We start from the raw sequence: 25,441 nt of genomic DNA on the forward strand, positions 1-25,441 counted from the left end.
TTCGAATAGCGATGGGAGCAAAAAATATAGTTGATCAGATTGTTTATCGTGATAGAAGAACACATAAACCAGAGCAAAGAAATAAGGCAAACAGCTTAAAGACTATACAGCAAACAACCGCCTTTTTATATATCAGAGTAAGTACAGACGAACAGGCTGACAGAGGTTTTTCGCAAAGAGACCAAGATCAGCGCTTGCATGAATATTGCCAACGGAATAATATAAAAGTGGGAAGGGTAATCTATGAAGATTATTCTGCCAAGACATTTAAAAAGCGCCCTGCTTGGTCTAAACTACTTTTAGAGTTGAAAAAGACTAAGGGTAGGAATTGTAATTTGATTTTATTTACCAAGTGGGATCGATTTAGTAGGAATACAGCCAACGCTTACAATATGATCGACACGCTTACAGGTTTGAATATAGAACCAAATGCGATCGATCAATTATTAGATTTAAGAGTACCTGAAAGCCGAATAATGCTAGCTGTATATATTTCTATGGCTGAAGCTGAGAATATTAGGCGAGGAATGAATGTGGTTGTTGGTATGCGCAGGGGTAAGTTAGAAGGAAGATGGATGGGAAAAGCGCCAGCAGGTTATATAAATAAGATCCGTGAAGATAAATATAAGTACATCGATTTAATTGAGCCAGAAGCTTCCCACATGAAATGGGCATTTGAGGCAATTGCTTCAGGCCTTTATCCGACAGACCATGTTTGGAAACTTGCTAGTGATAGAGGAATGAAATGTAGAAGGAATACTTTTTGGGCAAACATTCGAAATCCTGTTTATTGCGGAAAGATCATTGTTCCACCAGATGAGAATAATGGAATGTTTCTTTCCGACGGAAAGCATACTCCCCTCATAAGTGAGAGGTTATTTTGGGAGGTTCAGGATGTTTTAGATGGCCGAAAAAAGGTTCAGCAAGTGAAAATACAAACCCCAGAAAATTTACCTCTCAGAGGATTTTTGTATTGTCCAGATTGTGGCCACACGTTAACTGGAAGTGCTTCTAAGGGCAGGCCTGGCTATTATTATTACTACCACTGTAAACCTCCATGTAAAGCTAGGTTTAAAGCTGAAGAATTGAATAAGGACTTTGTTCGTGAATTGCAAAAGTTTGTTCCGAAACCTGGAATGGCAGAATTATACAAGCAGGTTGTTTGTGACACCTTTGGTGATAATAAAAAGAATTTTGATGAAAAAAGAAAACAGTTAGTTTCTGAGATTTCAGATCAAAATAATATGCTGACCAAAATAAGAGCATTGCTGTTGTCTGATGATATTGATGTAGCTGATTATAAAATTATGAAATCAAAGTGTGAAGAGAAGATTGTAAGACTTGAAGCACAGCTAAAAGAGTTAAAAGATCAAGCCAATGCAAAGACAGATGTAAGTGATATCGTTGATGAAGCTTTAAAAAGGTTCAAAAAGCTCACTGAATTATATTCTAAAGGCGATATTGAAGCAAAACGTTATATTATCGGTTCGATCTTTCCAGAAAAATGGACTATTTTAGAAAATAAAGGTCGAACCGGTAAAGTCAATCTTGCAGCGCATCTTATCTATCAGATTAACAGTTTGTTATCGCATAAAAAAACCGGAGTTAGAACTAAAATTAGAACTAACTCCGGCTTGGTACCCAGTGCCGGAGTCGAACCGGCACGGTTTCCCACAGGTGTTTGAGACCAGCGCGTCTACCAATTCCGCCAACTGGGCATTCTTATTTGGACGGGATGCAAATGTAGATAACGAAAAGCTAAATCACAAAATTATTTTCATTTAGATTTCGATTTTTTTATAATTCGCTCTATATGTTTGTGTTGGCATCCAAAGGCCTTTCGTCTTTAAGTTTTTTATCTACCACAAATGGAGCAAATGGAAGTAATGAAGCAAGAAAAATCAATACAGCTTTGCCAAATTTCCATTTTTGTTCTTGCCAAGCCAAAACCAAGGTTGCCGCATACAGCACAAATAGCAAACCGTGCGCCCAGCCTGTATATTTCACCACCTTATCGTAGTGGAGCAAATATTTTATAGGCATGGCCACAAATAATAAAAGCAGATAAGAAATGCCCTCTGCTACAGCTACTTTACGAAAAATTGAAATCGAACTACTCATGCTTGTTGTTTGACAAGTGCCTAAAATAAAGTAAAGACTTTGGCAATCAAAAACTAAAAAAGGATTTTACACTATACTGTTTAAACAGCCCTATTCATGCAAGTGTGCGTTTTATCACAAAAAATAAAACAAATCCTATTCAGCTGGGTTTTCTATCTGTGTTAACTGCTTAATTATTAACGCCTAAATGAAAAAAAAATGGGAAAGCGAATTTGTGTACTAGAGGATAATGAAGATATAAGAGAGATTATTTCATTTGTTTTAGAAGATGAAAAATACGAGGTGTTTACTTTTGCCACGATAAAAGATTTTGAAAAGGGTGCCAGAGCATTGCATCCACATGCATTTTTATTGGACGTAATGTTGCCTGATGGAAACGGACTCGATGTGTGTTGCAACCTAAAGGCCGAGAGTGAGACCAGAAATGTGCCCGTTTTAATGATGTCGGCTAACTATTCGGCAAATCAGATGAGTAAACAATGCACGGCTGAAGACTTTATTCACAAGCCTTTTGATATCTATGATTTTGTAAAGCGCATTGACGCTCAAATTCAGCGCAACTAAAACAGGGAGCTGGTTCCTAAATAATCATTCACCAATTTGGTTACCGCGTTGCCCAACTGCACTGCGTTTCCAATGCCCACGCCCTTTAAGGCAGCTAACTGCTCAGTGTTTCTAGGCAGTTTTAAGGCGATGAGGGCCAAGGTTTGGTTGGAAAGTACCGTATGCTCTGGAACGTTCTTCAGTTCGCCATAGGCAGCTCGCCAACTCAACAAATTCTTGTACAATTGAAGGTTGGCAATATCTCTAGGAAGCTTAATTTTTTTAGGCATTGATGGGGTGGTTTCAGCCTTACCATTTTGGCTTGCTGAATGTAGCCTCTCCATATAATTTTGCACGGAAAATTGATCCCAGTCCATTTTGAATAAAGAAAGTTTAGCCAAAAGTGCTTGTTTACACGCTTTTGCAAGATTCATCACTTTATCCGAATTGCTATCGTTATAAAAGTTAAGATTTAGAATTTTATCCAATTCATTACAGACCAAATCCAGTTTCGGAATGAAATAGCCCGCTGCTTTTTTTAATCTGTCAATGAAGAAAGTTTCTGTCTTCAAGGGCTGGGTTGTGGAAATTTTGGAAAGTTCCTGCTTATTAAACCCATCAGCAATTTTGAAAATTTCCTTTTCTATTTGTTGATTTAAGGGGGAGAATAGTTGTGAAAATTCTGCCTGCTCGTCTTGATCTTTAAATCTGCTTTTCTCCAGTATTCGCCAGTCCTGCTTAAGTGGTGTGAAATCGACCAAATCACTGATTAAACTCCAGGCATATTCATTTTCATATTGATGCAATGCAGATTGATCGGCATTTGCATGGGAAGACTTTTGGGTAAAGTCTACCACTCTTGAATCGGTGATGATGTTTTCGAGCTTAACTGGCAATTTCAATATCAACCCCTCCAAGCTTCTACATCGGCTTAAGGCCACATAAGCATGCCCGTGTGCAAAGGCGGCACTTACATCTATAATTGCTTTGTCGAAGGTTAAACCTTGACTTTTATGCACCGTTATTGCCCAAGCCAATTTGAATGGAAATTGTTCAAACGATCCGGTGTTTACCTCGTTAATTTTATTTTCGTTTTCGCTTAAATTGTATTTTACATTCTGCCAAACTTCTCGCTCAACCTCAATTTGAGTACCGCCATCCATAAACTGTACGGTTATGGTGTCGTTTTTGATGCCTACAATTTTTGCTGCCTTGCCATTATAAAACTGTTTTTTCCCAGAGGAGTCGTTCTTGATAAACATTACTTGTGCACCTGCTTTTAAGGTTAAAGTTTCGTCAACAGGGTAGGCATCTTTTGGAAAATCGCCCGTAATCTTCGCGTTAAAAGTATGGTGTTCACCTTCCAGCTTATCTAAACAACTGCTGTTGATTTCCGTAACCATGTTGTTGTGGGTGGTTAAGGTGATGTACTCGTCTTTCCAAACACTGTCTAGGCTTGCATCGTAACGCTCGTTCAGTTTTTCCAAAAGACTTTCATCTATCGTATTTTCTCTGATTTGATTTAAAATTTCGAGGAAAACGGGGTCTGATTGGCGATAAACTTTCTCTAAAGTGAATGTAGTGATGTTAATGCTTTTAAACGCCTGACTATCAAAAAAATATGGGCTCTGGTAATGATCTTTAAGAATGTGCCAAGCATCGTGAAAGATGGGAGAGAGCTGGTATAAATCGCCAATCATTAAAACTTGAATACCTCCGAATGGGCGATTAGAACCTTTTACTTTTCTTAAGGTTAAATCAATAAAATCAATGAGGTCTGCCCGAACCATACTTATCTCATCAATGATTAACAGTTCGAGGCATTTTAGTAGGCGGATTTTTTCTTCTGAATATTTTATGGCTTGGTTGTGCTCGCCGCTTTCATTTTTAATGGGGATGAGAGGGCCAAAGGGGATTTGAAAAAAGGAATGTAAAGTTACCCCGCCCGCATTTATTGCCGCTACAGCAGTTGGCGCAACAACGGCGAAATTTTTTGTAATTGTATTTTTAATGTGCCTTAGCAGCGTGGTTTTACCTGTACCGGCCTTTCCTGTTAAAAATATCGGTCTGTTTGTAGAGGTGAGAAAGTCTAAAATAATTTGATTGTCTGGACTAGGGCTATTCATATTTTTCCAAAAATAGCCTAATTGCTTAGAAGTTTAAGCATCAAATTTTAAACAATCGCAAGGGTCGCAAGAATCTCAAAAAAAATGAATTGGTTTTTTAGGAAAGTAACTTTCTTTCTATTTTTCTTCCTGCACGTTTCGCAAATATACCACCAGCCAATTTAAACAGAAAACCAGAGTTTTTCAGAACCGTTTTTTTTACTACAGAGGATAGAAGTTTCCCAATTGGATTGCTCGCTACATTACTTCTGCTCATTATCCTTTCTAAACTTGTTTTATGATGGAAAATTCGGGATGGGAGGCCAAAGGCAACAGCTTTTACGCCTGTCTTTAATGAGTGTTCCTTTTTATTCATATCTGATTTTAAGGCAGACATGTATCGTTTTAAAGATTTGTGATTGGTAATTGCGATTGCTTTATTCATAGGCTTAAATACTCTTATTCTTTGAACAGGATAGATTACAAGAGGTTTTGAGAAAATGAAATTTTGTACTCTTATAAGTTTTATTGCAAAATAGTATCTATCGAAGGCAGATTAAATTGAATGGTGACAAATGCTCGACGATGCCTTATCGCTTTCTTTTCAATCGGTCCTGTATCTGTCGGTGCTATAATTCATTTTGCCTTTGAAATTGCCAAATTACTTTTTGCCAAAATCCTTACCATGCGTTCACGTATAAATTCTTCTACATCAATTTCCGCTCTTAAACTTGTAAGCCATTTGAGAACAGGTATTTAAAAATTGAGACACCGAAGAAAGTAAGGATATGTTAAATCGACCGATTTTTAATTGCCGTTTGCCTTATTAAAACATGTAGCGTTTTAGAACTGGGTTGCGTTTTAGTACCAAACCGAGTTTATGAGAACCAAAGCCAACAATTCAATCGTTTCCTTCTTTTTAATTGCACTCCTTTCGGTAGTTATATTTGGATGTAAGGAATCTGTTTTGAGCACAAAAGAAGGTGATGAGCAATCCTTGAAAGCGCTTTTTGCCGATGTAGAGAAGATTGCCTATCAGTACCCTTGCGAAAACGCAGGTGAATGGAAGTTTATAGCGGTAGGATCCAGGCCATGCGGAGGTGCATCTGGTTTCATCGCCTATTCCTCTAAAGTAAACGAGCAAATGCTTTTCGAGAAAATAAAGCTGTTTACAGAAAAGGAAGCCAGCTACAATGCAAAATACAATCCAACATCGCCCTGCGCCCTTATTGTGGCACCGAAAAGTGTAATCTGCGAAAATGGAAAGCCAAAGCTTGTTTATTAATTGTTCAAAATTTCATCACGTGTAAATACCTTTCCATAACGGTTTTTAACCTCTCCATATCGTATCCTTTACAGACTAAAAACAATTATTAATCTTTACATAATCAATCAAACAAACCCAGTTATTATGAAGAAGCGCTCAATTCTTTCCGTTTTGCTACTTTTTGTGTTCTTACAATTTTCGTGTGAAAAAGATTTGCAAACGAGTATGTGTTATCAAGTAAAGTATCTTTCTGCCTATTGTCCAAATGCCGATGCATCATTAGTGAGCTTCACTACCAAAAATAAAGATGCTACACCGATTACCGATAGTAACGGCGATGTTATTGATTATCAGGCTGCCATCCTTAACGTTCCAGCTGAATTTAAAGTTCCTGGAAAAGTATTCTACGTGAAGTACCACTTCAATGGAGGCGAGGAAGAAACCATTCCATGCCCAGCCATTACCTTGCCTGTCAAAGTTTTATCTGCTGATGGCGCGTCGGAACAAGATTGTCGCTCAAATTAATTTCTGACCATCTTTTACACAAAGGCAACGAAATCTTTTAAGTTAAAAGAATTTCGTTGCTTCTTGAAGTTTATAAAGTGTAGATAGAAAGGTTTTTATACTTTCCTCTTGAGCTCAATTACTGTGATTTCTGGCCATATCCCAATTCGACCAGAAAAGCCTAGAAAGCCAAAGCCTCGATTTACATTGAGATACCTACCATTTTCGGTTTTTATGCCTGCCCAGTGTTTATAACGATATTTTACTGGGCTCCATTTAATCCCAAATGCTTCAATTCCAAACTGCATACCATGCGTATGGCCAGCTAATGCAAGTTGAATTTTTGATGGGTTATTTTTAACCTGTGCATCCCAATGTGAAGGATCGTGGGATAGCAGAATTTTGAAATCCTGGATGGAAGTATTCTGTAAGGCTTTTTTTAAATCACCACGCTCACCGAAACCTATTCCCCAGTTTTCTATTCCTGCCAGAATGATTTTTTGATCTCCTTTTACAAGTTCTACATGCTCATCCAACAACAATCTAAATCCCAACTCCTTATGGTACGCTTTCAACTGTTGGAGGTTGTTCACTTTCGCCGATTCTGAAGGCCATTTTACATAGTCGCCATAATCGTGATTGCCTAAAACCGAAAATTGCCCAAAAGGTGCCTTAATTTGGGCAAAGTGTCCAATCCAAGGTTTTATTTCCTCTGCAGCATTATTCACCAAATCGCCAGTGAATACAAATAAATCACTTTTTTGCGCATTAATCATATCAATACCTCTTTGTACCGCTTTTGGATTGGTAAAACTTCCGGCATGTACATCCGATATTTGCGTCAACGTAAACCCCTCGAAGTTAGCGGGTAAATCATCAAAATATAAAGTATGTTTAATTACCCGATAGGCGTATTTACCTTGCGTAATCCCATAGGCAAAAAGTGCAACGGTTATGCAGAACATAAAAAAGGCAAAATATACCCAATAGTTGTTTCTTGGTAACCAGTGATAACCATCAGCTTGAAAATTAGACGTTAATGCCAAAATAAATCTGTAAAAATCGCCCAAAAGCAACAACAAGGCGAATACAATTTCGGCAACAAAGACAATTAAAAAGGCATGACTCACAATTTTAAAGAAACGATTTACCCCTTGAAGGCGCATTTGTTTAATGGCATAAAACAGTGAAAATGTTAGGCCAATAATGAAGACCCAAAAAATAGGGTTTAAGTATGCCGACCCGTTGAGGGTATTTAAACCAGATAAAACATAAGCGTTTAAGGCAAAAAATAATAGGGTTGCAAAGAGTATAGGGGCGAAGCTTAGCTTTCTTTTCATTAAGAAGTACGGTTAAATTTTAGTAAAAGTAAATTTTAAACGCCTATTAAAATGATTGTATTGGGTGGCTAAGTTATTTTGACGATTTTTTGATTAATGCGAATTGGCTTTCGTCCATTTAATCATCACTGTCCGCAGATCATCTATGGTAAAAGGCTTAGCCAAGAAATCCTTCATACCGGCATCTAAGCAAGCTGCTTTATCGGTTTGCATTGCATTTGCGCTACAGCCAATAATTACAGGTGGCTGAACGTTTTTGGTTTTATACTGCTTCAAAATTTCGATGGTTGCAGTGATTCCATCCATCTCAGGCATTTGCATATCCATCAAAATGATATTAAAATATTCTTCCTCGGCCATTTTAACGGCTTCAACCCCATTATTGGCTATGGCGTATTTGTAGCCCGATTTTTCAAGCATTTTTGAGCCAATAATCTGATTAAAAACATTGTCTTCCGCTAACAGTATGCGCATACCCGCTACTGGAAGACTTTTATTGTTTTCGATGAGATTGGTGTCCTTAGTTAATATACCGGCATAATATGGCTCAATTGGAATGGTAAAGGTAAATGTAGAACCTACTTTAATCTCACTCACTGCTGATATTTCTCCACCCATCATTTCGGCTAATTTTCTACAAATGGCCAAACCAAGCCCCGCACCACCAAATTTTCTGGTAATGGTTGGGTTTAATTGAGAAAAAGGCATAAAGAGCTGTTTAATATCGTCTTCACTAATGCCAATTCCCGTATCTTCTATAACCGATTTGAGGCGCATTTTTCCATCCTCATTGGAAAAGGTCACCGTCAGTTTAACATAGCCAAATTCGGTAAACTTCACCGCATTGCTTAAGAGGTTTATGATGATTTGCTTGTACCTGATTTCATCGGTAATTACGAATTCGGGCACATCGGGGTCAACTTCAAGCATTAACGCAATATTTTTCTTTACATAAGCCGGTTTTAGAATATTTTCCGCGTCTTTAATACAATTTCTAAAATTAAAGGGATGATTATGAATATCCATTTTATTGGCCTCAATTCTAGCAATATCGAGTAAATCGTTTACAATGTCGATCATTATGCTGTTGCTGGCCTGCAAAGTGTTTAACAGTTCCGATTGTTCTGTAGTTAGTTTGGTAAGCTTTAACAATTCAGAAGCTCCAGTAATGCCATTTAATGGCGTTCTGATCTCGTGGCTCATATTGGCCAAGAACCTCGACTTTGCTTTCGTTGCAGATTCGGCGGCCTCTTTTGCAATGAGTAATTCCTTCTGCGATGCTTCTAATCTCTTTTTGCTTTTAATGAGTTTAAACTGGTCATAATCACTCACCTTTCTGTACGTGGTGAGCATAAAAATCATCATAAACGATACATTTGCAAAAGAAAACAGGATGTCAAAATTTCTTGCGTTTATGCTTGGATAGGGTACAACCAAATGCGGATAATAGAGTTCGACCAAAACACAAGCTACTGCAACGGCTAAAAAGAAACGTGCGAAAATGCGTCGTTGCCTGCGGGATAAGGATAGCATGGCAATACTAACATAAAATATAAAGAAAATGGGTGTAGAACCAATCATGCCGCCATTTAAAAACCATACAGGTGCGATGGCCAAGATGTTAAATGTAAAATACCAAAATCGACCAATTCCTGATACCTTATCCTGTAAAGCGTAATGATAAAAACCAGCATGGGCGAAGATGCCTATGAAAATATAAAGGTTTAGAATCCATGTAATACCCAATATTATATTTGCAATAATGTTTATTATCGAAATAAATATTAAGGAAATGCATAATACCGCGAAAAGTTTAGCTTCTATACTTATTCTACGATCACTAATATTTAAAAATTTAACGGATCTAAACATAAAAGGTTTTTAATCCTTAAATATATAAATTATAGATATGAATGTAAAGTCATCGCGAACTTGGTGGGTAAAATGACCTGCGATGACGATGCTATTTTTTATCTTACATTCTTTTACTAAATTTGTGGAAAATATGCTATCCAAAAAAACCAAATACGCCATTAAAGCACTTGTTGCACTTGGAAAAAATGTAGAGAAACCACCCATGCAAATCTCAAAAATTGCAGAGGAGGAGCATATTCCTAAAAAATTCTTAGAACAAATCCTTTTAGATTTACGTAACGCCGGCTTTCTTTACAGCAAGAAAGGCGCAGGCGGTGGGTATAGTCTGAACAAAAAACCCGAAGAAATTTTCTTGGTGCATGTCATGCGTGTTACGGATGGCCCAATAGCGATGGTTCCTTGTGCAAGTTTAAATTTTTACCATAAATGTGAGGAATGCGTTGATGAAAAAACGTGCGGCATCAGAAGTGCTTTTATCGATGTTAGAGATGCAACGCTGAAAGTTTTAACCGAAACCAGCATTGCTGATGTTATTGGTCGGGAAGATGCCTTAAAAGTTGCAATCGAAAGTTTGTAAGCTACTATTCCGTTTCATAGGATTCAAATCCATTTTTCTATCTTAACTCTTGAAAGCCAACCTCAGTGGCTAGGTAACTATCTTTCGTTAGTCGATTCGTATAAATAAAAATAGCGATAAAAGTCATTTATCAAACTTTTTTTCTAAAAATTACGACTATTCCTATATACTTTATATATTTGGCAGATGAACTTCAATTTTATACAGATTCGATTTCGCTATTCTTTGATGTGTTGTTGTGCAATACATAAGTAGGGAGTATTTGAATAATTTATAAGTATAGAATATTGGATGCTTCTCCGTACAAGAGAAGCATTTTTTGAATAAGCTAACAACATATATGCAAAGTTTCAGAACAGAACTCGAAAACAATATTGTAGAGCAAGACATTATTGATTTAGAGCATAAAATTAAAGCTTTTCGTGATGGAACCATCCACGATGAGAAATTTAGAAGTTTACGTTTGGCCCGTGGTGTTTACGGACAAAGACAGCCCGGCGTGCAAATGATCCGCATTAAGTTGCCCTTTGGAAAAGTAACCTTTAAACAATTATTGCGTATTGCGGATATTGCCGATGAGTATGGAAGTGGAAACCTTCACTTAACCACCCGTCAAGACATTCAATTGCATTATGTGAGTTTGGATAGAACGCCAGAACTTTGGGCAAAGCTGGAGCAAGATGACATTACCCTTCGCGAAGCTTGCGGAAATACCGTTCGTAACGTAACGGCCTCGCCAAACGCGGGTATTGATGCAGAAGAACCTTTCGATGTATCGCCTTATGCGCATGCCGTTTTTAAATATTTTCTGCGTAACCCAATTTGCCAGGAAATGGGCAGGAAGATTAAAATCTCTTTTTCCTCGAGCGATCGGGATACCGCCTTTAGTTACATTCACGATTTAGGATTTATCCCAAAAATAAACGAAAATGGCGAAAGAGGCTTTAAAGTTTTATTTGCAGGTGGCTTAGGTGCACAACCATTTTTAGCCAATGCCGTACATGAGTTTTTACCAGAAGATCAACTTATTCCCTTTACCGAATCAGTGCTTCGGGTGTTCGATCGCTACGGTGAGCGGAGCAATAGAAATAAAGCACGTTTAAAATATCTGGTTCAAAAACTCGGTTTGGAGGAGGTATTGCGCTTGGTTGCCGAAGAGCGCATTGCCAATAAGGTTAAAACTTTCAAAATTGATACGACTGCTGTTTCACAACCAATATTGCCGCTCGAACAAAGTTATCCAACTGTTGAAATTTTAAACGAAACTCATTACAAACATTGGTTGGCTACAAATGTGGTTGAACAGAAACAAGCAGGATTTTATGGCGTTTACGTAAAAGTTCAAGTTGGCGATATTAAAACCGATAAGGCTCGTGCTTTTGTTGATGCCATCAGGCTTTATGTTGCAGATGAAATTAGAATCACACAAAATCAGGGTTTGTTGCTGAAATTTGTTCGCAAAGAAGCTTTACCATCACTTTATTCGGCCCTTAATAAAATAGGTTTTACAACTGCTGGATTTGATAGCTTAGCCGACATTACCACTTGCCCTGGAACCGACACCTGTAATTTGGGGATCTCCAACTCTATGACTTTGGCGGAAGTGCTTGAAGATGTGGTTTATACCGATTTCCCTGAATTTATTTATGAGAAAAACATTAAGATAAAAATTAGCGGTTGCATGAACTCCTGCGGACAGCATGGTTTGGCAGAAATTGGTTTCCATGGCAGTTCAGTTAAAGCCGATGGGAAGGTTGTTCCCGCCGTACAAGTTATGCTTGGTGGCGGAACAGTTGGCAATGGGGTTGGAAGAGTTGCCGAACGCGTAATCAAAGTTCCATCGAAAAGAGCGACCAGTGTTTTGCACTACATTTTAAACGATTTTAAAGCCAATAATTTAGAGGATGAAACCTTCCATCAATATTATGATAGAAAGGGAAAAGATCATTTTTATCAACTCCTAAAACCCTTGGCCGATTTAAGCAATTTACAGGAAGAAGAATTTGTGGATTGGGGCCATGTAGAGCAATTTGCCACTGCCATTGGGGTGGGAGAATGTGCAGGCGTGGTGATTGATTTGGTTGCAACACTGTTATTAGAATCTGATGAGAAATTTGGATGGGCAACACAAAACTTGGAAAAGAAAGCCTATGCTGATGCCATTTACCACACCTACAGCACTTTTGTAAGCGCGGCAAAAGCCTTGCTTTTGGATAAAAATGTAAACAGTAGCACACAGGTTGGCGTAATTAGAGAATTTGACAATCACTACGTAGAAACTGCGGAGTTTCATTTGCCTACCAATTTTTCTGATCTGGTTATGCAAATCAACAAAAACGAGCCAACAGAAGAATTTGCACAGAAATATTATAAAGAGGCTGAAGCATTTTTGAACCAGATTAAAGAGAAAAGAGCACTTATAAAATAATGCATTGAAAATTAAAGAAAGATAAAGGTATTGATAAACAAAATTGAAATAGAGCAGCATAGATGAAAAAACCGAATGGGTACAGAAACATTCCATCATTCAAAATTCCATCATTCAAAATTCAATCATTCAAAATTCAATCATTCGAAATTCAATCATTCGAAATTCATTCATTCACTCATTCAAAAATTCACGCAGTAACTCAACCCATCTTTCTTACCTGAACATAAATTATGATTAACCAAAATAAAGAACCAAAAATTACCCTTTTAGGTGCCGGTCCGGGCGATCCAGATTTGCTCACCTTGAAAGGGGTGAAAGCGTTACAAACTGCGGATGTGGTGTTGTATGATGCATTAACAAACGAAGCTTTGTTAGAACATGCACCAACCGCATCAATCAAGGTTTATGTAGGAAAACGTTCTGGAGAGCACTCATATCCTCAAGATACCATCAATAAACTGATGATTGATTATGCCTTAAACTATGGCCATGTGGTGCGCTTAAAAGGAGGTGATCCGTTTGTATTTGGCAGAGGTTATGAGGAGTTGGACTATGCGGCATCTTATAGCATTCCAGTAAGTGTAATTCCGGGCATTTCCAGTTCAATCGGTGTACCGGGGTTACAACAAATTCCAGTAACCCACCGCGGAATGAGTGAAAGTTTTTGGGTAATTACAGGTACAACCACATCAGGCGATGTATCAAACGATATTTATCAAGCAGCACAATCAAACGCAACAGTTGTTGTTTTAATGGGCTTAAAAAAGCTAGCTAAAATTGTAGAGATTTTTAAAGCAGCTGGTAAGGGCAGTTTGCCTACGGCGGTGGTGCAAAATGGCTCTGCCGATGATGAGAAGATGGTTATTGGGGTTGTAGAAACCATTGAAATTTTAACCGCACAAGAGCATATTAAAGCACCAGCTTTGTTAATATTTGGGGAGGTTGTTTCCCTACACCCATCATTCAAAACTTTAGTAAAACAGTATGCATCTATCTCCTAAGCCAACAAATAATGCGGATACATTTTCTGATGAAGAGAATGGTAATCAGCTTTTTCCGGTTTTTATAAAACTGAATAAGCTCCGTACATTATTAATTGGAGCAGGAAATATTGGCTTAGAAAAGCTCACCGCGATTGTAAACAATAGCAAGCATGCCAAAATTACCATTGTAGCAGAAATCATCTCGCCAGAGGTTTACGCACTCGTAGCAAATCATCCACTGATTAACATCAAACAAAAAAGCTTCGATGTAAGCGACCTGAACGATATTGACATTGTTTTCGCGGCTACCAATAATGTAATTTTAAATGAGGAAATCAGGGCGGTAACGCATGAACGTGGATTGCTCATAAACGTTGCTGATAAGCCAGATCTATGTGATTTTTATTTAGGCTCTATCGTTCAAAAGGGAGATTTAAAAATCGCAATATCTACCAATGGCAAATCGCCAACCATCGCAAAGCGATTGAAGCAAATTTTGAACGAAGGAATTCCAGCTGAACTTGATGAAACACTCCAAAATATGAGTGCCCTTCGTCAAACCCTTAATGGCGATTTTTCTTCAAAAGTTAAAAAACTAAATAAGGTTACTCAAAGCCTAATTAACCCAAAGAAAAGTTTTGCTGAACAAAATATCAAGTGGTTAATTTGGATTGCCGCAGTGTTGCTTATCGGCGCAATTGGTTTTTCTTTGTGGAATACTGAACCCGCGTTTCAGACATTTTTAATCAACATTGATCCGTTATTTTATTGGTTTTTAGGTGCAGGATTTGCATTTGCCCTGATCGATGGCGCCATTGGCATGTCATATGGAGTAACCACCGCATCTTTTTCATTGGCAATGGGTTTGCCCCCAGCTTCAGCGAGTATGGCCATTCATATTTCGGAGGTACTGAGCAATGGTATAGCGGGTTGGATGCATTACCGCATGGGCAACGTAAATTGGAAACTGTTTAAAATTTTGATCCTTCCGGCCATAATCGGTGCTGTATTGGGTGCATATATTCTATCCTCTTTGGAGCATTACAGTTCGTATGTTAAGCCTGTTGTTGCGGTTTATACCTTGTTTTTGGGTGGCGTAATTTTGATGAAGGCTTTCAACATCAAAAGAAAAAAGGCGAGCGATAAAATTAAGAAAATTGGTTTACTCGGTTTTTTTGGTGGTTTTATTGATGCCGCCTTTGGTGGGGGATGGGGATCCATCGTTTTATCTAGCTTAATAGCGGGGGGGCGACATCCATTATTCTCACTAGGAACAGTGAAAATCAGCCGCTTCTTTATTGCAACCTTAAGCTCACTTACCTTTTTCACCATGCTGGGTGGCAAGCATTGGGAAGCCGTTGTTGGCTTAATTATTGGAAGTGCATTGGCAGCGCCCATTGCCGCTCGGGTATCCAATAAAATTTCGGCAAAAAGTATCATGGTAGCGGTTGGAATTATTGTAATTGCAGTAAGTTTACGCAGTGTGATTGTATTTATTTTAAAACTGATTTAAGAAATGAAAGATTTATCGCAGATTAAGCAACAATTGGCAGGTTTATCAACGGTAGATCGGTTGAAGTTTTTGGCTAATGAATATGCAGGAAAAATCATTTTTTCAACCAGTTTTGGTTGGGAAGATCAGGCGGTAACGCATTTAATTTTTTCCAATCAAATTCCAATCAAGGTTTTTACTTTAGAAACCGGACGCTTGTTTCCAGAAACCTATTATGTATGGAACCGCACTTTAGAAGTGTATAAGCAACCGGTTTACGCATACTATCCAAAAAACGATTTGTTACAGGATATGGTGAATACGAAAGGTCCGAATAGTTTTTACGAATCGGTAGAAAATAGAAAAGAATGTTGCTACATCCGCAAAATTGAACCCTTGAAGCGAGCACTACAAGGAAATGCAATTTGGATTACAGGAATCAGAGCCGACCAAAGTGCCAACCGAGAGGATATGAATGATTTAGAATGGGATGAAGGCAATCAATTGATTAAATTCCATCCAATTTTCGATTGGACTTTAGACGATGTAAAAAGCTACATAAGTGATAACAACATCGTTTACAATACTTTACACGATAAAGGATTTCCTAGTATTGGCTGTGCACCATGTACAAGAGCGGTACAGCCTGGTGAAGATTTTAGAGCAGGTAGATGGTGGTGGGAAGATCAGAGTAAGAAAGAATGCGGTTTGCATGCCACAGAGCAAAGCAGCAATACTTAAGCATAACAAAAGAGGTGCTTTTGATAAGATGAAAAGCCTTTTTAAGACAAAATACAACAACAACAAAATAAAATTGAACATTTGAAGGTGTACATTCCGTCAACATTCAATTCATCAAAACTGAATACATGAGTACATATAATTTTGATTATCTAGATGAGTTAGAGGCCGAAGCCATTCACATTTTACGTGAGGTTGCAGGGCAATTTGAGAAGCCAGCTCTATTATTTTCTGGAGGGAAAGATTCGATTACCTTGGTTCGATTGGCCGAGAAGGCATTCCGACCGGGTAAATTTCCATTCCCATTGGTGCATATTGATACAGGTCATAATTTTCAGGAAACAATCGATTATCGCGACCAAATGATTGAAAGAATTGGCGAAAAGCTCATTGTAGGTTCTGTTCAACAATCGATTGATGAAGGAAAAGTGGTAGAACAAACCGGAAAAAATGCCAGCAGAAATGCCTTACAAACCGTTACCCTTTTAGATACCATTACAAAGTACGAATTTGATGCCTGTATTGGTGGTGCGAGGCGGGATGAAGAGAAAGCGAGAGCTAAAGAGCGTATTTTTTCGGTTCGTGATGAATTTGGACAATGGGACCCAAAACGCCAACGCCCAGAATTATGGAACATTTACAACGGTAAAATCCATACAGGCGAAAACGTTCGGGTTTTTCCAATCAGCAACTGGACAGAATTAGATGTTTGGAACTATATCCGCAGAGAAAAAATTGAACTGCCAAGCATTTATTTCTCACACCAAAGAGATTGCATTACGCGAAATGGGCAATTAATGGCCGCCTCTCCGTTTTTAAATATGGATGATGACGACATTGTAATTAACAAACAGGTTCGGTTCCGTACCGTTGGCGACATGTCTTGTACAGCTGCGGTAGAATCTGAGGCTACCCTAATCGATGACATTATTGCGGAGATTAGTGCTTCGAAAATTTCAGAACGTGGCGCACGTATGGACGATAAAGTTTCAGAAGCTGCAATGGAGGATAGAAAAAAGGGAGGGTATTTTTAGAGATTCGAGTATTGAGATTTGAGATTTGAGAACCTTGCTTCAGCCGATAGACTTGAGCATTGAGATTTGAGGCCTTTTGTTTCGCATGTCTGATGTCTCCTATCTCACATCTCACATCTCCCGTCTCACATCTTTCTAACAAACACAACAAAACATGAACATATTAAAATTTTTTACAGCAGGCAGTGTAGATGATGGTAAAAGTACCCTCATAGGTCGCTTATTATACGATACGGATTCTATTTTGGCCGATCAATTGGAAGCTTTACAAAGCTCAAATCGCAAAAATGATGATGGTACCATTGATTTAGCCATTTTAACCGATGGACTCAGAGCTGAACGCGAACAGGGCATCACCATTGATGTGGCTTATAAATATTTTCAAACCGAAAAACGTAAATTCATTATTGCAGATACTCCGGGGCACATTCAATACACCAGGAATATGGTAACTGGCGCTTCAACTGCAAATTTGGCAATCATTTTGGTTGACGCTAGAAACGGCGTGGTTGAGCAAACCATTCGTCATTCTTATTTAGTTTCGCTATTGGGTATTAAGCACGTTGTGGTGTGTATCAACAAGATGGATATGGTTGATTACAGTGAGTCGGTTTATACCAACATTATTGATCGGTACAAAACACTGGCACAGCAACTTAAACTTAAGGATGTAACCTACATTCCTGTTAGTGCATTAAAAGGCGATAACATTGTACAAAGATCAGCCCGTATGAATTGGTACGAGGGGGAAAGCTTATTACACTTTTTAGAAAAAGTAGATACCGATAATTTAGACCAATCTCAATTGGCCCGTATGCCTGTGCAGTGGGTAATTCGTCCTCAAACAGAAGCTTTGCACGATTATCGTGGTTATGCAGGTAGGGTTTTAAGTGGAACATTTAAGCTAAACGATAAAGTAACCATATTGCCATCTGGAGCCAGCTCAACAATAGAAAAAATTGAATTTTTTGAGCAAGCGCCAGAGGCAGCACACGCGGGCCAATCTGTAATTATCCATTTAAAAGATGATGTAGATATTAGCAGGGGAGATACCATTGTAAATGCAAGTGCTTTACCGCAAGAATCAAAATTAATTGAAGCAGATCTATGTTGGATGGACGCTCGAGCTTTGGATACATCGATTATGTATGTCATTCAGCACAATAGTAAAACCACGAAATGTAAAATCAGCGAGATTTTGCACAAAGTTGATATCAACACACTAGAAAAGCATCAGGCGGATGAATTCAGATTAAACGATATTGGACGTGTAATTATTAAAACTGCTGATGCACTCGCCTTTGATTTATATGATGATAATCGGGCAAATGGTTCTGCTATTCTGATTGATAGTCGTACAAATTTAACGGTAGGAGCACTAATGTTCAGAGCAGCAGTGGAGTAATCAATCGTCTATCCTGCATATCTAATTTAACCATGGCTCGTGCTGAACTTGTTTCAGCATCTTAAACCAATTAAATTTATTTTATTGCCTCGGTTCGTGTTTTCACGAAACGAAATAACCACCAAACTCAGCAATTGTTATAAAACGAGCTTTGCCCTTTAGAGTTCTGAATAAATTATTTTAAAATAAATTACTACAATATCTATAGACTTTATATATTTGTATAATTAATAAAAATTATAACGAGCCAATATTTTCTGTCATGATTTTAAATAAAGTAGAAAAAGCGAACATTGAACCAAGAATTACACTAATAGGAGCAGGTCCTGGGGATCCTGATTTGTTTAGTTTAAAAGGTGTTAAGGCATTAAAAACAGCTGATGTTGTTTTGTATGATGCAAATGTGAACGAAGCTTTATTGTGTCATGCGCCAGATGGGATACCGAAAGTATATGTCGGTAAACGAACTGATGATGAAGATTTCTCGCAAGAAGCTGTAAATAAGCTTATCGTAGATTATGCTTTAAACTATGGCCATGTTGTGAGATTAAAAAGTGGCGATCCTTTTTTCTTTGCCAAAGGCTATGAAGAAATAGATGCGGCAGAATCATACAGCATTCCAACAGAAATTATTCCTGGTATTTCAAGTGCTACAGGCGCACCAAGTTTGCAGAAAATCCCGATGATTTACAAAGATTTAAGCGAAAGCTTTTGGGCGGTAACGGGTACAAATTCAACAGGAGAAATTTCGGAAGATTTATACATTGCGGCGAAAACTAAGGCTACAATAGTAGTTTTAAACGGAATTGCCAAGGTAAAAGAGATTGCTGCAATTTTTCAGGGAGAAAACAAGGGTTTACTTCCTGTGGCGGTCATCCAAAACGGTTCATCAACAGATGAGAAAATTGCTGTAGGCATTGTAGATACGATTGCAGAAATTGTTTCAGATAAAAAGATTACTGCCCCAGCTTTATTGGTTTTTGGAGATGTGGTATCCTTGCATCCACAGTTTCAACCCATCAGAGATTTCTATGAAGTTATTGCCAACGAATACTAAACTTAAAATTTATCTAATCTAAACCACATATATTTGTTTTGTTGTTAAAACCGCTGACTAACGTTGGCGGTTTTTTTCTTGACAGACATATATTTCTCCGCCCGATTGCAATGAAAAGCCCGCCGCGCAGCAAGGCTTGTAATGAAAAGCAGGGCTGCATAGGCCAAGAAATGCTGAACGTTCACTTCCCAAGTCAAAAGCAATTTGATTCTACACAAGTTCATAGATTTATGATTTAGGGTAGATAAGCCATTATTGCTGAACATTCACTTCCCAACTCAAAGGAAATTTGATTCTTCACAGATTAATCGATTTCTGTTTTAGGGTAGATAAACCCCGAGCATAAGCCATTGTTATTAAGCCTGATTGCAATGAAAAGCCCGCCGCGCAGCAAGGCTTGTAATGAAAAGCAGGGCTGTATAGGCCAAGAAATGCTGAACGTTCACTTCCCAACTCAAAAGCAATTTGATTCTTCACAGATTCATCGATTTCTGTTTTAGGGTAGATAAACCCCGAGCATAAACCATTGTTATTAAGCCTGATTGCAATGGAAAGCCCGCCGCGCAGCAAGGCTTGTAATGAAAAGCAGGGCAGCAGAAGCCAAGAAATGCTGAACGTTCACTTCCCAACTCAAAAGAAATTTGATTCTACACAAGTTCATAGATTTATGTTTTAAGGTAGATAAACCATTATTGCTGAACATTCACTCCCTCAAAAATTTTGATCCTTCACAAATTCAACGGTTTTCATGATTACCTCTACACCAAACAAAACGATCCAATTCAATACACTCAAAAGCCCTTCAAAAATAATTTTTCCATTATTTGCAAACAACAAAACAATTAGTAACTTGACGGGGTTATCTACACCAAATATTTGATGGAAATTATACATGTTAGTGCCGAGTGTTACCCTGTTGCAAAAGTTGGCGGTTTAGCCGATGTAGTAGGGGCCTTACCAAAATATCAAAATAAATTAGGCCACATTGCCAAGGTGGTTGTTCCTGCTTATGATACCAAATTTATCCGCGAAAACGATTTTGAGGTAACTTACGATGCATGGGCAAATTATGGCAACAATCATTACCAATTTCGCGTTTTAAAGGAAAAAACAAATAAGCTCGGTTTTGACTTGTATGTGGTTCATATCCAAGGTTTAACAGACAGACCTAATGTTTATGGATATGGAGACGACACGGAACGATTTATCGCTTTTCAAATTGCAGTATTGGATTGGATTGTACAGTGGGAGCATCGCCCTGATGTAATTCATTGCCACGACCACCACACCGGATTAATTCCGTTTATGGTTACCAATTCTGTAAAATACGCTGCTATAAGTGGCGTTCCTACGGTGTTAACCATTCATAATGCACAATACCAGGGCCAGTTTGGCTGGGATAAATTATACTACTTACCTGCCTTCGATTTGTGGAAATCTGGCTTGCTAGAATGGGATAAGGATATAAATCCTTTAGCATCAGCTATAAAATGTGCTTGGCGAGTAACCACTGTTTCGCCAAGTTATTTGGAAGAGATGATGAATAATGCCCGTGGTTTAGAAAGCTTATTGCGACAAGAAAGGCACAAATGCGTTGGCATTTTAAACGGGATAGATACCGAAGTTTGGAATCCGGAAACCGATCCCATGCTTGGAAAAAGTTACAATATTAAAACAGTAGAAGCTGGGAAATTAGCAAACAAAACAGCCCTCTGTAATGTTTTTCAATTAGATCCATCTAAACCACTGTTTACTTTTATTGGCAGATTGGTTGATGAAAAGGGCGCAGATTTATTACCTGATATTTTTTACACCGCATTACAGCAACACGGCGATCATATAAATGTACTGGTTTTAGGTTCTGGCGATAATTGGGTTGAAGGAAGGTTAAATCAGCTTAAAGATATTTTCGGCGGAAAATATAATGTTTACATTGGGTACAATGAACAGGTTTCGCATGAAATGTATGCTGGTGCAGATTTTCTTTTAATGCCATCGAGGGTGGAACCTTGCGGCTTAAACCAACTATATGCACTTAGGTACGGAACCGTGCCAATTGTACGTAGAATTGGAGGTTTAAAAGATACCGTAGTGGATATCGGCGATGGAGGTTTTGGCGTTTGCCACGATCAAACCAGTATTTGGGATGTTACCCACGCCATAAACAGATCGATAGAACTATACAACGATAAAAAGAAATTTAAAGCGGTGCGCAAAACCATGATGAAAATAGACCACTCTTGGGATAGGGCAGCGCTAAATTATACAGAATTATACCAAATATTAAAATAAGCTTAAACGTATGACCGACAAAGTTTTAGGTGTCATCCTCGGCGGTGGCCAAGGCTCTAGATTATCGCCATTAACGCAAACACGATCTAAACCTGCTGTACCAATTGCAGGTAAATATCGCCTCGTAGATATTCCCATTTCCAATTGCCTAAATTCTGGCATACATAGGATGTTTGTATTAACGCAGTTCAACTCAGCATCTCTAAATAAGCACATCAAAAATACCTACCACTTTAGCCACTTCAGTACCGCTTTTGTAGATATTTTGGCCGCAGAACAAACGGTGCAAAATTCTGGCTGGTTTCAAGGAACGGCAGATGCCGTGAGGCAGTGTATGCACCACATCGTTTCGCACGAATTCGATTATATCCTAATTCTTTCTGGAGATCAACTTTACCAGATGGATTTTAAAGACATGATTGAGAAACATATTGAAGCCAACGCCGAAATTACCATCGCCACCATTCCGGTAACCGCAAAAGATGCTACCGATTTTGGAATTTTAAAGGCTGATGATGAAAATATGATTACCTCATTCATAGAGAAACCAAAAACAGGTTTAGAAGAATGGGTTTCGGATACGGGAGAAGAAATGCAAAGCGAAGGTCGTAATTTCCTAGCCTCAATGGGTATCTATGTTTTCAATAGAGATTATTTAATCAACATCCTAAACGAAAACGAAGAGGAAAAAGATTTTGGTAAGGAAATTCTACCAAGAGCAATTACTCAAAGTAGAGTTTTAAGCTATCAATACGAAGGCTATTGGACAGATATTGGTAACATTTCATCATTCTTTGAGGCCAACTTAGGCTTAACAGATGAGTTGCCGAAATTCAATATGTTTGATAGCAATCATACGATATTTACTAGAGCGCGGATGCTTCCTCCATCTAAGATTTCGGGAACTACGTTAGAAAAAACCATTATCGCCGAAGGCTGTATCATCCAAGCCAGTAGGGTAGAACATGCCGTATTGGGTATCCGTTCTAGAATTGGTAAAGAAACCGTAATCACCAACGCTTACATCATGGGTAGCGATCGATACCAAACGTTAGAAGAAATTCAAACGGAAACCGATGCAGGCCATTCATTAATTGGTATTGGAGATCGTTGCTACATCAACAATGCCATTATCGATAAAAATTGTAGCATCGGCAATGATGTTAAAATTAACGGTGGTCCGCATTTAGAAGATGGCGATTTCGAACTTTACGCCGTAAAAGACGGTATTGTAGTTATTAAAAAAGGTGCTGTTTTGCCAAGCGGAACAGTGATTTAAATCCTTTTAAGTACTAAAAACATAGCCAGTTTAGATCTTTCTAAGCTGGCTTTTTATTATCATTATATTTCGAAACCTATACATGCCTTTTCTAAACGCCTCATTTTTAAATTTGAAAGTGAACGTTTGTAATACTTGGCAACTTTAGTCCTGCTTTTCATTACAAGTCCTCGCTACGCTGCGGGCTTTCCATTTCAATCAGGCTTATTTAATTGAAGGTTTGTATGGTACTCAAACCGTACGCAATGCAAGTTTTTCGGGGCAAGATATTAATATGCATTTTTTCCAACATTTTCAGCATCGGTTTGTTAAATAACCTGAGTTCGGTTTATGCCAAAAGGAGCGAGACCAAAGCGATCAATATCCATTACGATGCTGAAATTAATCCAGTGTAATGAGTAGATTTTGAAAGATGGTTGTAGGGTTCGTTGCCTTGAATTTATTTCAGGGTATCAGCCAGTTCTAAAAGAAATTTTTGTTATCCCGAACTCACGTAAAATAATAAACTTAAAAATTGCTCATGGCAGATCAACACCTTTATCAAACCGGAATTATAGGAAACTGTGCATTTATTGCGCATGTAAACAAAAATACAGACATATCTTGGCTTTGCTGGCCACGATTTGATAGTCCTTTTATTTTTGGAAGCCTGTTGGATAAAAAGAAAGGCGGAGAGTTTTCGATTTTACCTCAAGGTGAATACACTTCCACGCAATACTATATCGAAAATACAAATGTATTAAGGACGGAAATTACCGCTGGAGATGGTACCTATCGGATAACCGACTTCGCCCCAAGATTCCATCTTTACGAGCGTTACTTCAAACCTTTAATGCTCATTAGAAAAATTGAACCGCTGGAAGGAAATCCAAGAATCACGGTTAAATGCGACCCAGTGTGCGATTACGGACAAGGGAAAATGAAAGCCACCCGAGGCAGCAACCACATCGATTATATGGGTTGCGATGAAAACACCAGATTAAGTACCAATGTTTCTTTAAGTTACATCATTGATGAAACTGCTTTTGTATTAAATGAACCAAAATATCTGATACTTACTTATGGCTACAATCTGGAAGCCCCAATTGTAAGCACCGCAGAAAATTTTTTACGGGAAACCATCTCTTATTGGCGCCTTTGGATTAAACACTCGTCTATAGCAGGTTTTTATCAGCCTCTTGTCATTCGCTCGGCGCTTGTTTTAAAAATTCACCAGTATGAAGATACCGGCGCAATTATCGCGGCCAGCACCACAAGCTTACCCGAATTTCCTGGAAGTACACGCAATTGGGATTATCGGTACTGTTGGTTACGCGATTCATATTATGTTTTAACCTCATTAAACCACATCGGTCATTTTGAAGAGATGGAGAAATATTTCAGTTATTTATCTGATATTTCTCATGCCGAAGATGATCGATACCAACCGCTTTACAGCATAACAGGCGAAAGGAAAATTACGGAAACTACGCTAGATCATCTTGAGGGCTATGAGGGAGAACAGCCAATTCGGATTGGAAACCAAGCATATGAGCATATCCAGAACGATATTTATGGTCAGGTTTTAATTTCCATGCTGCCTTTATACACCGATCATCGTTTTGTGTTTTCGGAAAGAAGTGATTCAGTTAAATGGATTGAGGGTGTGCTTTCTAAAATAGAAAGAACCATTGATGAAAAGGATGCTGGTATCTGGGAATTCAGAAATATTGCCAACGTGCATTGTTACAGTAATTTATTTCAATGGGCGGGTGCAAATGCGGCCCTCAAAATGGCCAAAACTATTGGAAATGCAGATTTTGAAAGGCGTGCTCAAATTTTAATTGATAAGGCTGCGGCACACATCGAGGCTTGTTATGATCCTGAAAGGAAGGTTTATACTAATGCCGTTGGAAGCTCGCATTTGGATGCCAGCACATTACAGTTGATTATGATGAACTATCTAGATCCTGCATCAGATCGGGCTAAAGATCATTTAATAGCTTTAGAGAAAGAATTGAAAACCGAAGATGGCTTATTTTACAGATACATACACGAGGATGATTTTGGTAAACCTAAAACTACCTTTCTAATCTGCGCTTTTTGGTATGTTGAGGCATTGGCATGCGTTGGACGAAATGATGAAGCCATTGCAGAATTTGAGAACATTATAAAATATTGTAACCATTTACTGTTATTTAGCGAAGATGTTGATGCAAAATCTGGCAGTCAGTGGGGTAATTTCCCACAAGCCTACAGTCATGTTGGTTTAATGAATGCCGCTTATCGCATTGCTATTAAACTCGATAGGCCAATATTTTTATAAATTTGAGGCATGGTTGGTGTCTCATCACTAACCATGCCTTATGGTTACATTCGGTGGGCCGGAGACTGAATGGTATAGTCTCCACATTTG

Annotated in this window: 20 protein-coding genes and 1 tRNA gene; 15 read left to right on the forward strand and 6 right to left on the reverse strand. The window is 38.3% G+C overall.

The annotated features are described in order from the left end of the window. Window positions 1–11 precede the first annotated feature (11 nt). Window positions 12–1,685 (forward strand): recombinase family protein, encoded by a 1,674-nt coding sequence (locus DHW03_RS19655; protein ID WP_109924960.1) that lies wholly within the window; start codon window positions 12–14, stop codon window positions 1,683–1,685. Here the strand turns inward: DHW03_RS19655 and DHW03_RS01180 are convergent. Beyond that, window positions 1,636–1,718 (reverse strand) — tRNA-Leu (locus tag DHW03_RS01180). The two genes, DHW03_RS19655 and DHW03_RS01180, sit on opposite strands and share 50 nt — an antisense overlap. Before the next feature lie 91 nt (window positions 1,719–1,809). Then, window positions 1,810–2,121: a DUF3817 domain-containing protein gene (locus DHW03_RS01185; RefSeq protein ID WP_109923932.1), complete on the reverse strand. Its 312-nt coding sequence runs from the start codon at window positions 2,119–2,121 to the stop codon at window positions 1,810–1,812. A 198-nt stretch (window positions 2,122–2,319) separates the two neighbouring features. On the opposite strand from DHW03_RS01185, the gene DHW03_RS01190 reads away from it, so the two are divergent. Next, window positions 2,320–2,685, forward strand: a complete 366-nt coding sequence (locus DHW03_RS01190) for a response regulator transcription factor (protein WP_109923933.1) — start codon at window positions 2,320–2,322, stop codon at window positions 2,683–2,685. Here the strand turns inward: DHW03_RS01190 and DHW03_RS01195 are convergent. Together DHW03_RS01195 and DHW03_RS01200 are read right to left on the reverse strand one after the other, a co-directional pair. Next, on the reverse strand, window positions 2,682–4,790 hold the full coding sequence (locus tag DHW03_RS01195) for an AAA family ATPase (RefSeq protein WP_109923934.1): 2,109 nt from the start codon (window positions 4,788–4,790) through the stop codon (window positions 2,682–2,684). The genes DHW03_RS01190 and DHW03_RS01195 overlap by 4 nt on opposite strands. 97 nt (window positions 4,791–4,887) lie before the next feature. Then, on the reverse strand, window positions 4,888–5,214 hold the full coding sequence (locus DHW03_RS01200; RefSeq protein WP_109923935.1) for a hypothetical protein: 327 nt from the start codon (window positions 5,212–5,214) through the stop codon (window positions 4,888–4,890). A gap of 435 nt (window positions 5,215–5,649) precedes the next feature. Between DHW03_RS01200 and DHW03_RS01205 the strand changes: the two genes are divergently transcribed. Both DHW03_RS01205 and DHW03_RS01210 read left to right on the forward strand, forming a co-directional pair. Continuing rightward, complete coding sequence (locus DHW03_RS01205; RefSeq protein ID WP_109923936.1) at window positions 5,650–6,054, forward strand: hypothetical protein; 405 nt, start codon at window positions 5,650–5,652, stop codon at window positions 6,052–6,054. 126 nt (window positions 6,055–6,180) lie between these two features. Next, window positions 6,181–6,561 carry a hypothetical protein gene (locus DHW03_RS01210; protein ID WP_165825338.1) on the forward strand — a complete coding sequence of 127 codons (381 nt, stop codon included), beginning with the start codon at window positions 6,181–6,183 and terminating at the stop codon, window positions 6,559–6,561. A gap of 95 nt (window positions 6,562–6,656) precedes the next feature. On the opposite strand, the gene DHW03_RS01215 is transcribed toward DHW03_RS01210, so the two are convergent. Next, the gene (locus DHW03_RS01215; protein ID WP_109923938.1) at window positions 6,657–7,880 is read right to left on the reverse strand and encodes a metallophosphoesterase; all 1,224 of its coding nucleotides are present in this window, start codon (window positions 7,878–7,880) and stop codon (window positions 6,657–6,659) included. Between the two features lie 93 nt (window positions 7,881–7,973). Then, window positions 7,974–9,752 (reverse strand): ATP-binding protein, encoded by a 1,779-nt coding sequence (locus DHW03_RS01220; protein WP_109923939.1) that lies wholly within the window; start codon window positions 9,750–9,752, stop codon window positions 7,974–7,976. Window positions 9,753–9,885: 133 nt separating this feature from the next. Between DHW03_RS01220 and DHW03_RS01225 the strand changes: the two genes are divergently transcribed. The 11 genes from DHW03_RS01225 to DHW03_RS01285 all read left to right on the forward strand — a co-directional run bounded on the left by DHW03_RS01225 (window position 9,886) and on the right by DHW03_RS01285 (window position 25,351). Then, window positions 9,886–10,332, forward strand: a complete 447-nt coding sequence (locus DHW03_RS01225; protein WP_109923940.1) for an RrF2 family transcriptional regulator — start codon at window positions 9,886–9,888, stop codon at window positions 10,330–10,332. A gap of 340 nt (window positions 10,333–10,672) precedes the next feature. Beyond that, window positions 10,673–12,760 carry a nitrite reductase gene (locus DHW03_RS01230; protein WP_109923941.1) on the forward strand — a complete coding sequence of 696 codons (2,088 nt, stop codon included), beginning with the start codon at window positions 10,673–10,675 and terminating at the stop codon, window positions 12,758–12,760. Window positions 12,761–12,993: 233 nt separating this feature from the next. Continuing rightward, complete coding sequence (gene cobA, locus DHW03_RS01235; RefSeq protein ID WP_109923942.1) at window positions 12,994–13,764, forward strand: uroporphyrinogen-III C-methyltransferase; 771 nt, start codon at window positions 12,994–12,996, stop codon at window positions 13,762–13,764. Next, window positions 13,748–15,259 carry a TSUP family transporter gene (locus DHW03_RS01240; RefSeq protein ID WP_109923943.1) on the forward strand — a complete coding sequence of 504 codons (1,512 nt, stop codon included), beginning with the start codon at window positions 13,748–13,750 and terminating at the stop codon, window positions 15,257–15,259. Before cobA (DHW03_RS01235) ends, DHW03_RS01240 begins: the two co-directional genes overlap by 17 nt. 3 nt (window positions 15,260–15,262) lie before the next feature. Further along, entirely contained in the window at window positions 15,263–15,979 is a 717-nt protein-coding gene (locus tag DHW03_RS01245) for a phosphoadenylyl-sulfate reductase (RefSeq protein ID WP_109923944.1), read from the forward strand. 128 nt (window positions 15,980–16,107) lie between these two features. After that, a complete protein-coding gene (gene cysD / locus DHW03_RS01250; protein WP_109923945.1) occupies window positions 16,108–17,013 on the forward strand; it encodes a sulfate adenylyltransferase subunit CysD in 906 nt (301 codons plus the stop codon). Window positions 17,014–17,167: 154 nt separating this feature from the next. Next, window positions 17,168–18,418 (forward strand): sulfate adenylyltransferase subunit 1, encoded by a 1,251-nt coding sequence (locus tag DHW03_RS01255; RefSeq protein WP_109923946.1) that lies wholly within the window; start codon window positions 17,168–17,170, stop codon window positions 18,416–18,418. A 262-nt stretch (window positions 18,419–18,680) separates the two neighbouring features. Next, window positions 18,681–19,475: a uroporphyrinogen-III C-methyltransferase gene (cobA, locus tag DHW03_RS01260; RefSeq protein ID WP_109923947.1), complete on the forward strand. Its 795-nt coding sequence runs from the start codon at window positions 18,681–18,683 to the stop codon at window positions 19,473–19,475. Between the two features lie 879 nt (window positions 19,476–20,354). Continuing rightward, window positions 20,355–21,767 carry a glycogen synthase gene (locus tag DHW03_RS01275; RefSeq protein ID WP_109923950.1) on the forward strand — a complete coding sequence of 471 codons (1,413 nt, stop codon included), beginning with the start codon at window positions 20,355–20,357 and terminating at the stop codon, window positions 21,765–21,767. Between the two features lie 10 nt (window positions 21,768–21,777). Further along, window positions 21,778–23,046 (forward strand): glucose-1-phosphate adenylyltransferase, encoded by a 1,269-nt coding sequence (locus DHW03_RS01280; RefSeq protein ID WP_109923951.1) that lies wholly within the window; start codon window positions 21,778–21,780, stop codon window positions 23,044–23,046. Window positions 23,047–23,566: 520 nt separating this feature from the next. Continuing rightward, window positions 23,567–25,351 carry a glycoside hydrolase family 15 protein gene (locus DHW03_RS01285; RefSeq protein WP_109923952.1) on the forward strand — a complete coding sequence of 595 codons (1,785 nt, stop codon included), beginning with the start codon at window positions 23,567–23,569 and terminating at the stop codon, window positions 25,349–25,351. The last annotated feature ends 90 nt before the right edge of the window (window positions 25,352–25,441 follow it).

It is taken from the genome of Pedobacter yonginensis, assembly GCF_003173595.1.
Lineage (GTDB): Bacteria > Bacteroidota > Bacteroidia > Sphingobacteriales > Sphingobacteriaceae > Pedobacter > Pedobacter yonginense.

Coding starts and splice junctions, on each gene's coding strand:
- DHW03_RS19655 (WP_109924960.1), top strand. CDS start 12: ATGGGAGCAAAAAATATAGTTGATCAGATTGTTTATCGTGATAGAAGA.
- DHW03_RS01185 (WP_109923932.1), bottom strand. CDS start 2,121: ATGAGTAGTTCGATTTCAATTTTTCGTAAAGTAGCTGTAGCAGAGGGC.
- DHW03_RS01190 (WP_109923933.1), top strand. CDS start 2,320: ATGGGAAAGCGAATTTGTGTACTAGAGGATAATGAAGATATAAGAGAG.
- DHW03_RS01195 (WP_109923934.1), bottom strand. CDS start 4,790: ATGAATAGCCCTAGTCCAGACAATCAAATTATTTTAGACTTTCTCACC.
- DHW03_RS01200 (WP_109923935.1), bottom strand. CDS start 5,214: ATGAATAAAGCAATCGCAATTACCAATCACAAATCTTTAAAACGATAC.
- DHW03_RS01205 (WP_109923936.1), top strand. CDS start 5,650: ATGAGAACCAAAGCCAACAATTCAATCGTTTCCTTCTTTTTAATTGCA.
- DHW03_RS01210 (WP_165825338.1), top strand. CDS start 6,181: ATGAAGAAGCGCTCAATTCTTTCCGTTTTGCTACTTTTTGTGTTCTTA.
- DHW03_RS01215 (WP_109923938.1), bottom strand. CDS start 7,880: ATGAAAAGAAAGCTAAGCTTCGCCCCTATACTCTTTGCAACCCTATTA.
- DHW03_RS01220 (WP_109923939.1), bottom strand. CDS start 9,752: ATGTTTAGATCCGTTAAATTTTTAAATATTAGTGATCGTAGAATAAGT.
- DHW03_RS01225 (WP_109923940.1), top strand. CDS start 9,886: ATGCTATCCAAAAAAACCAAATACGCCATTAAAGCACTTGTTGCACTT.
- DHW03_RS01230 (WP_109923941.1), top strand. CDS start 10,673: ATGCAAAGTTTCAGAACAGAACTCGAAAACAATATTGTAGAGCAAGAC.
- cobA (WP_109923942.1), top strand. CDS start 12,994: ATGATTAACCAAAATAAAGAACCAAAAATTACCCTTTTAGGTGCCGGT.
- DHW03_RS01240 (WP_109923943.1), top strand. CDS start 13,748: ATGCATCTATCTCCTAAGCCAACAAATAATGCGGATACATTTTCTGAT.
- DHW03_RS01245 (WP_109923944.1), top strand. CDS start 15,263: ATGAAAGATTTATCGCAGATTAAGCAACAATTGGCAGGTTTATCAACG.
- cysD (WP_109923945.1), top strand. CDS start 16,108: ATGAGTACATATAATTTTGATTATCTAGATGAGTTAGAGGCCGAAGCC.
- DHW03_RS01255 (WP_109923946.1), top strand. CDS start 17,168: ATGAACATATTAAAATTTTTTACAGCAGGCAGTGTAGATGATGGTAAA.
- cobA (WP_109923947.1), top strand. CDS start 18,681: ATGATTTTAAATAAAGTAGAAAAAGCGAACATTGAACCAAGAATTACA.
- DHW03_RS01275 (WP_109923950.1), top strand. CDS start 20,355: ATGGAAATTATACATGTTAGTGCCGAGTGTTACCCTGTTGCAAAAGTT.
- DHW03_RS01280 (WP_109923951.1), top strand. CDS start 21,778: ATGACCGACAAAGTTTTAGGTGTCATCCTCGGCGGTGGCCAAGGCTCT.
- DHW03_RS01285 (WP_109923952.1), top strand. CDS start 23,567: ATGGCAGATCAACACCTTTATCAAACCGGAATTATAGGAAACTGTGCA.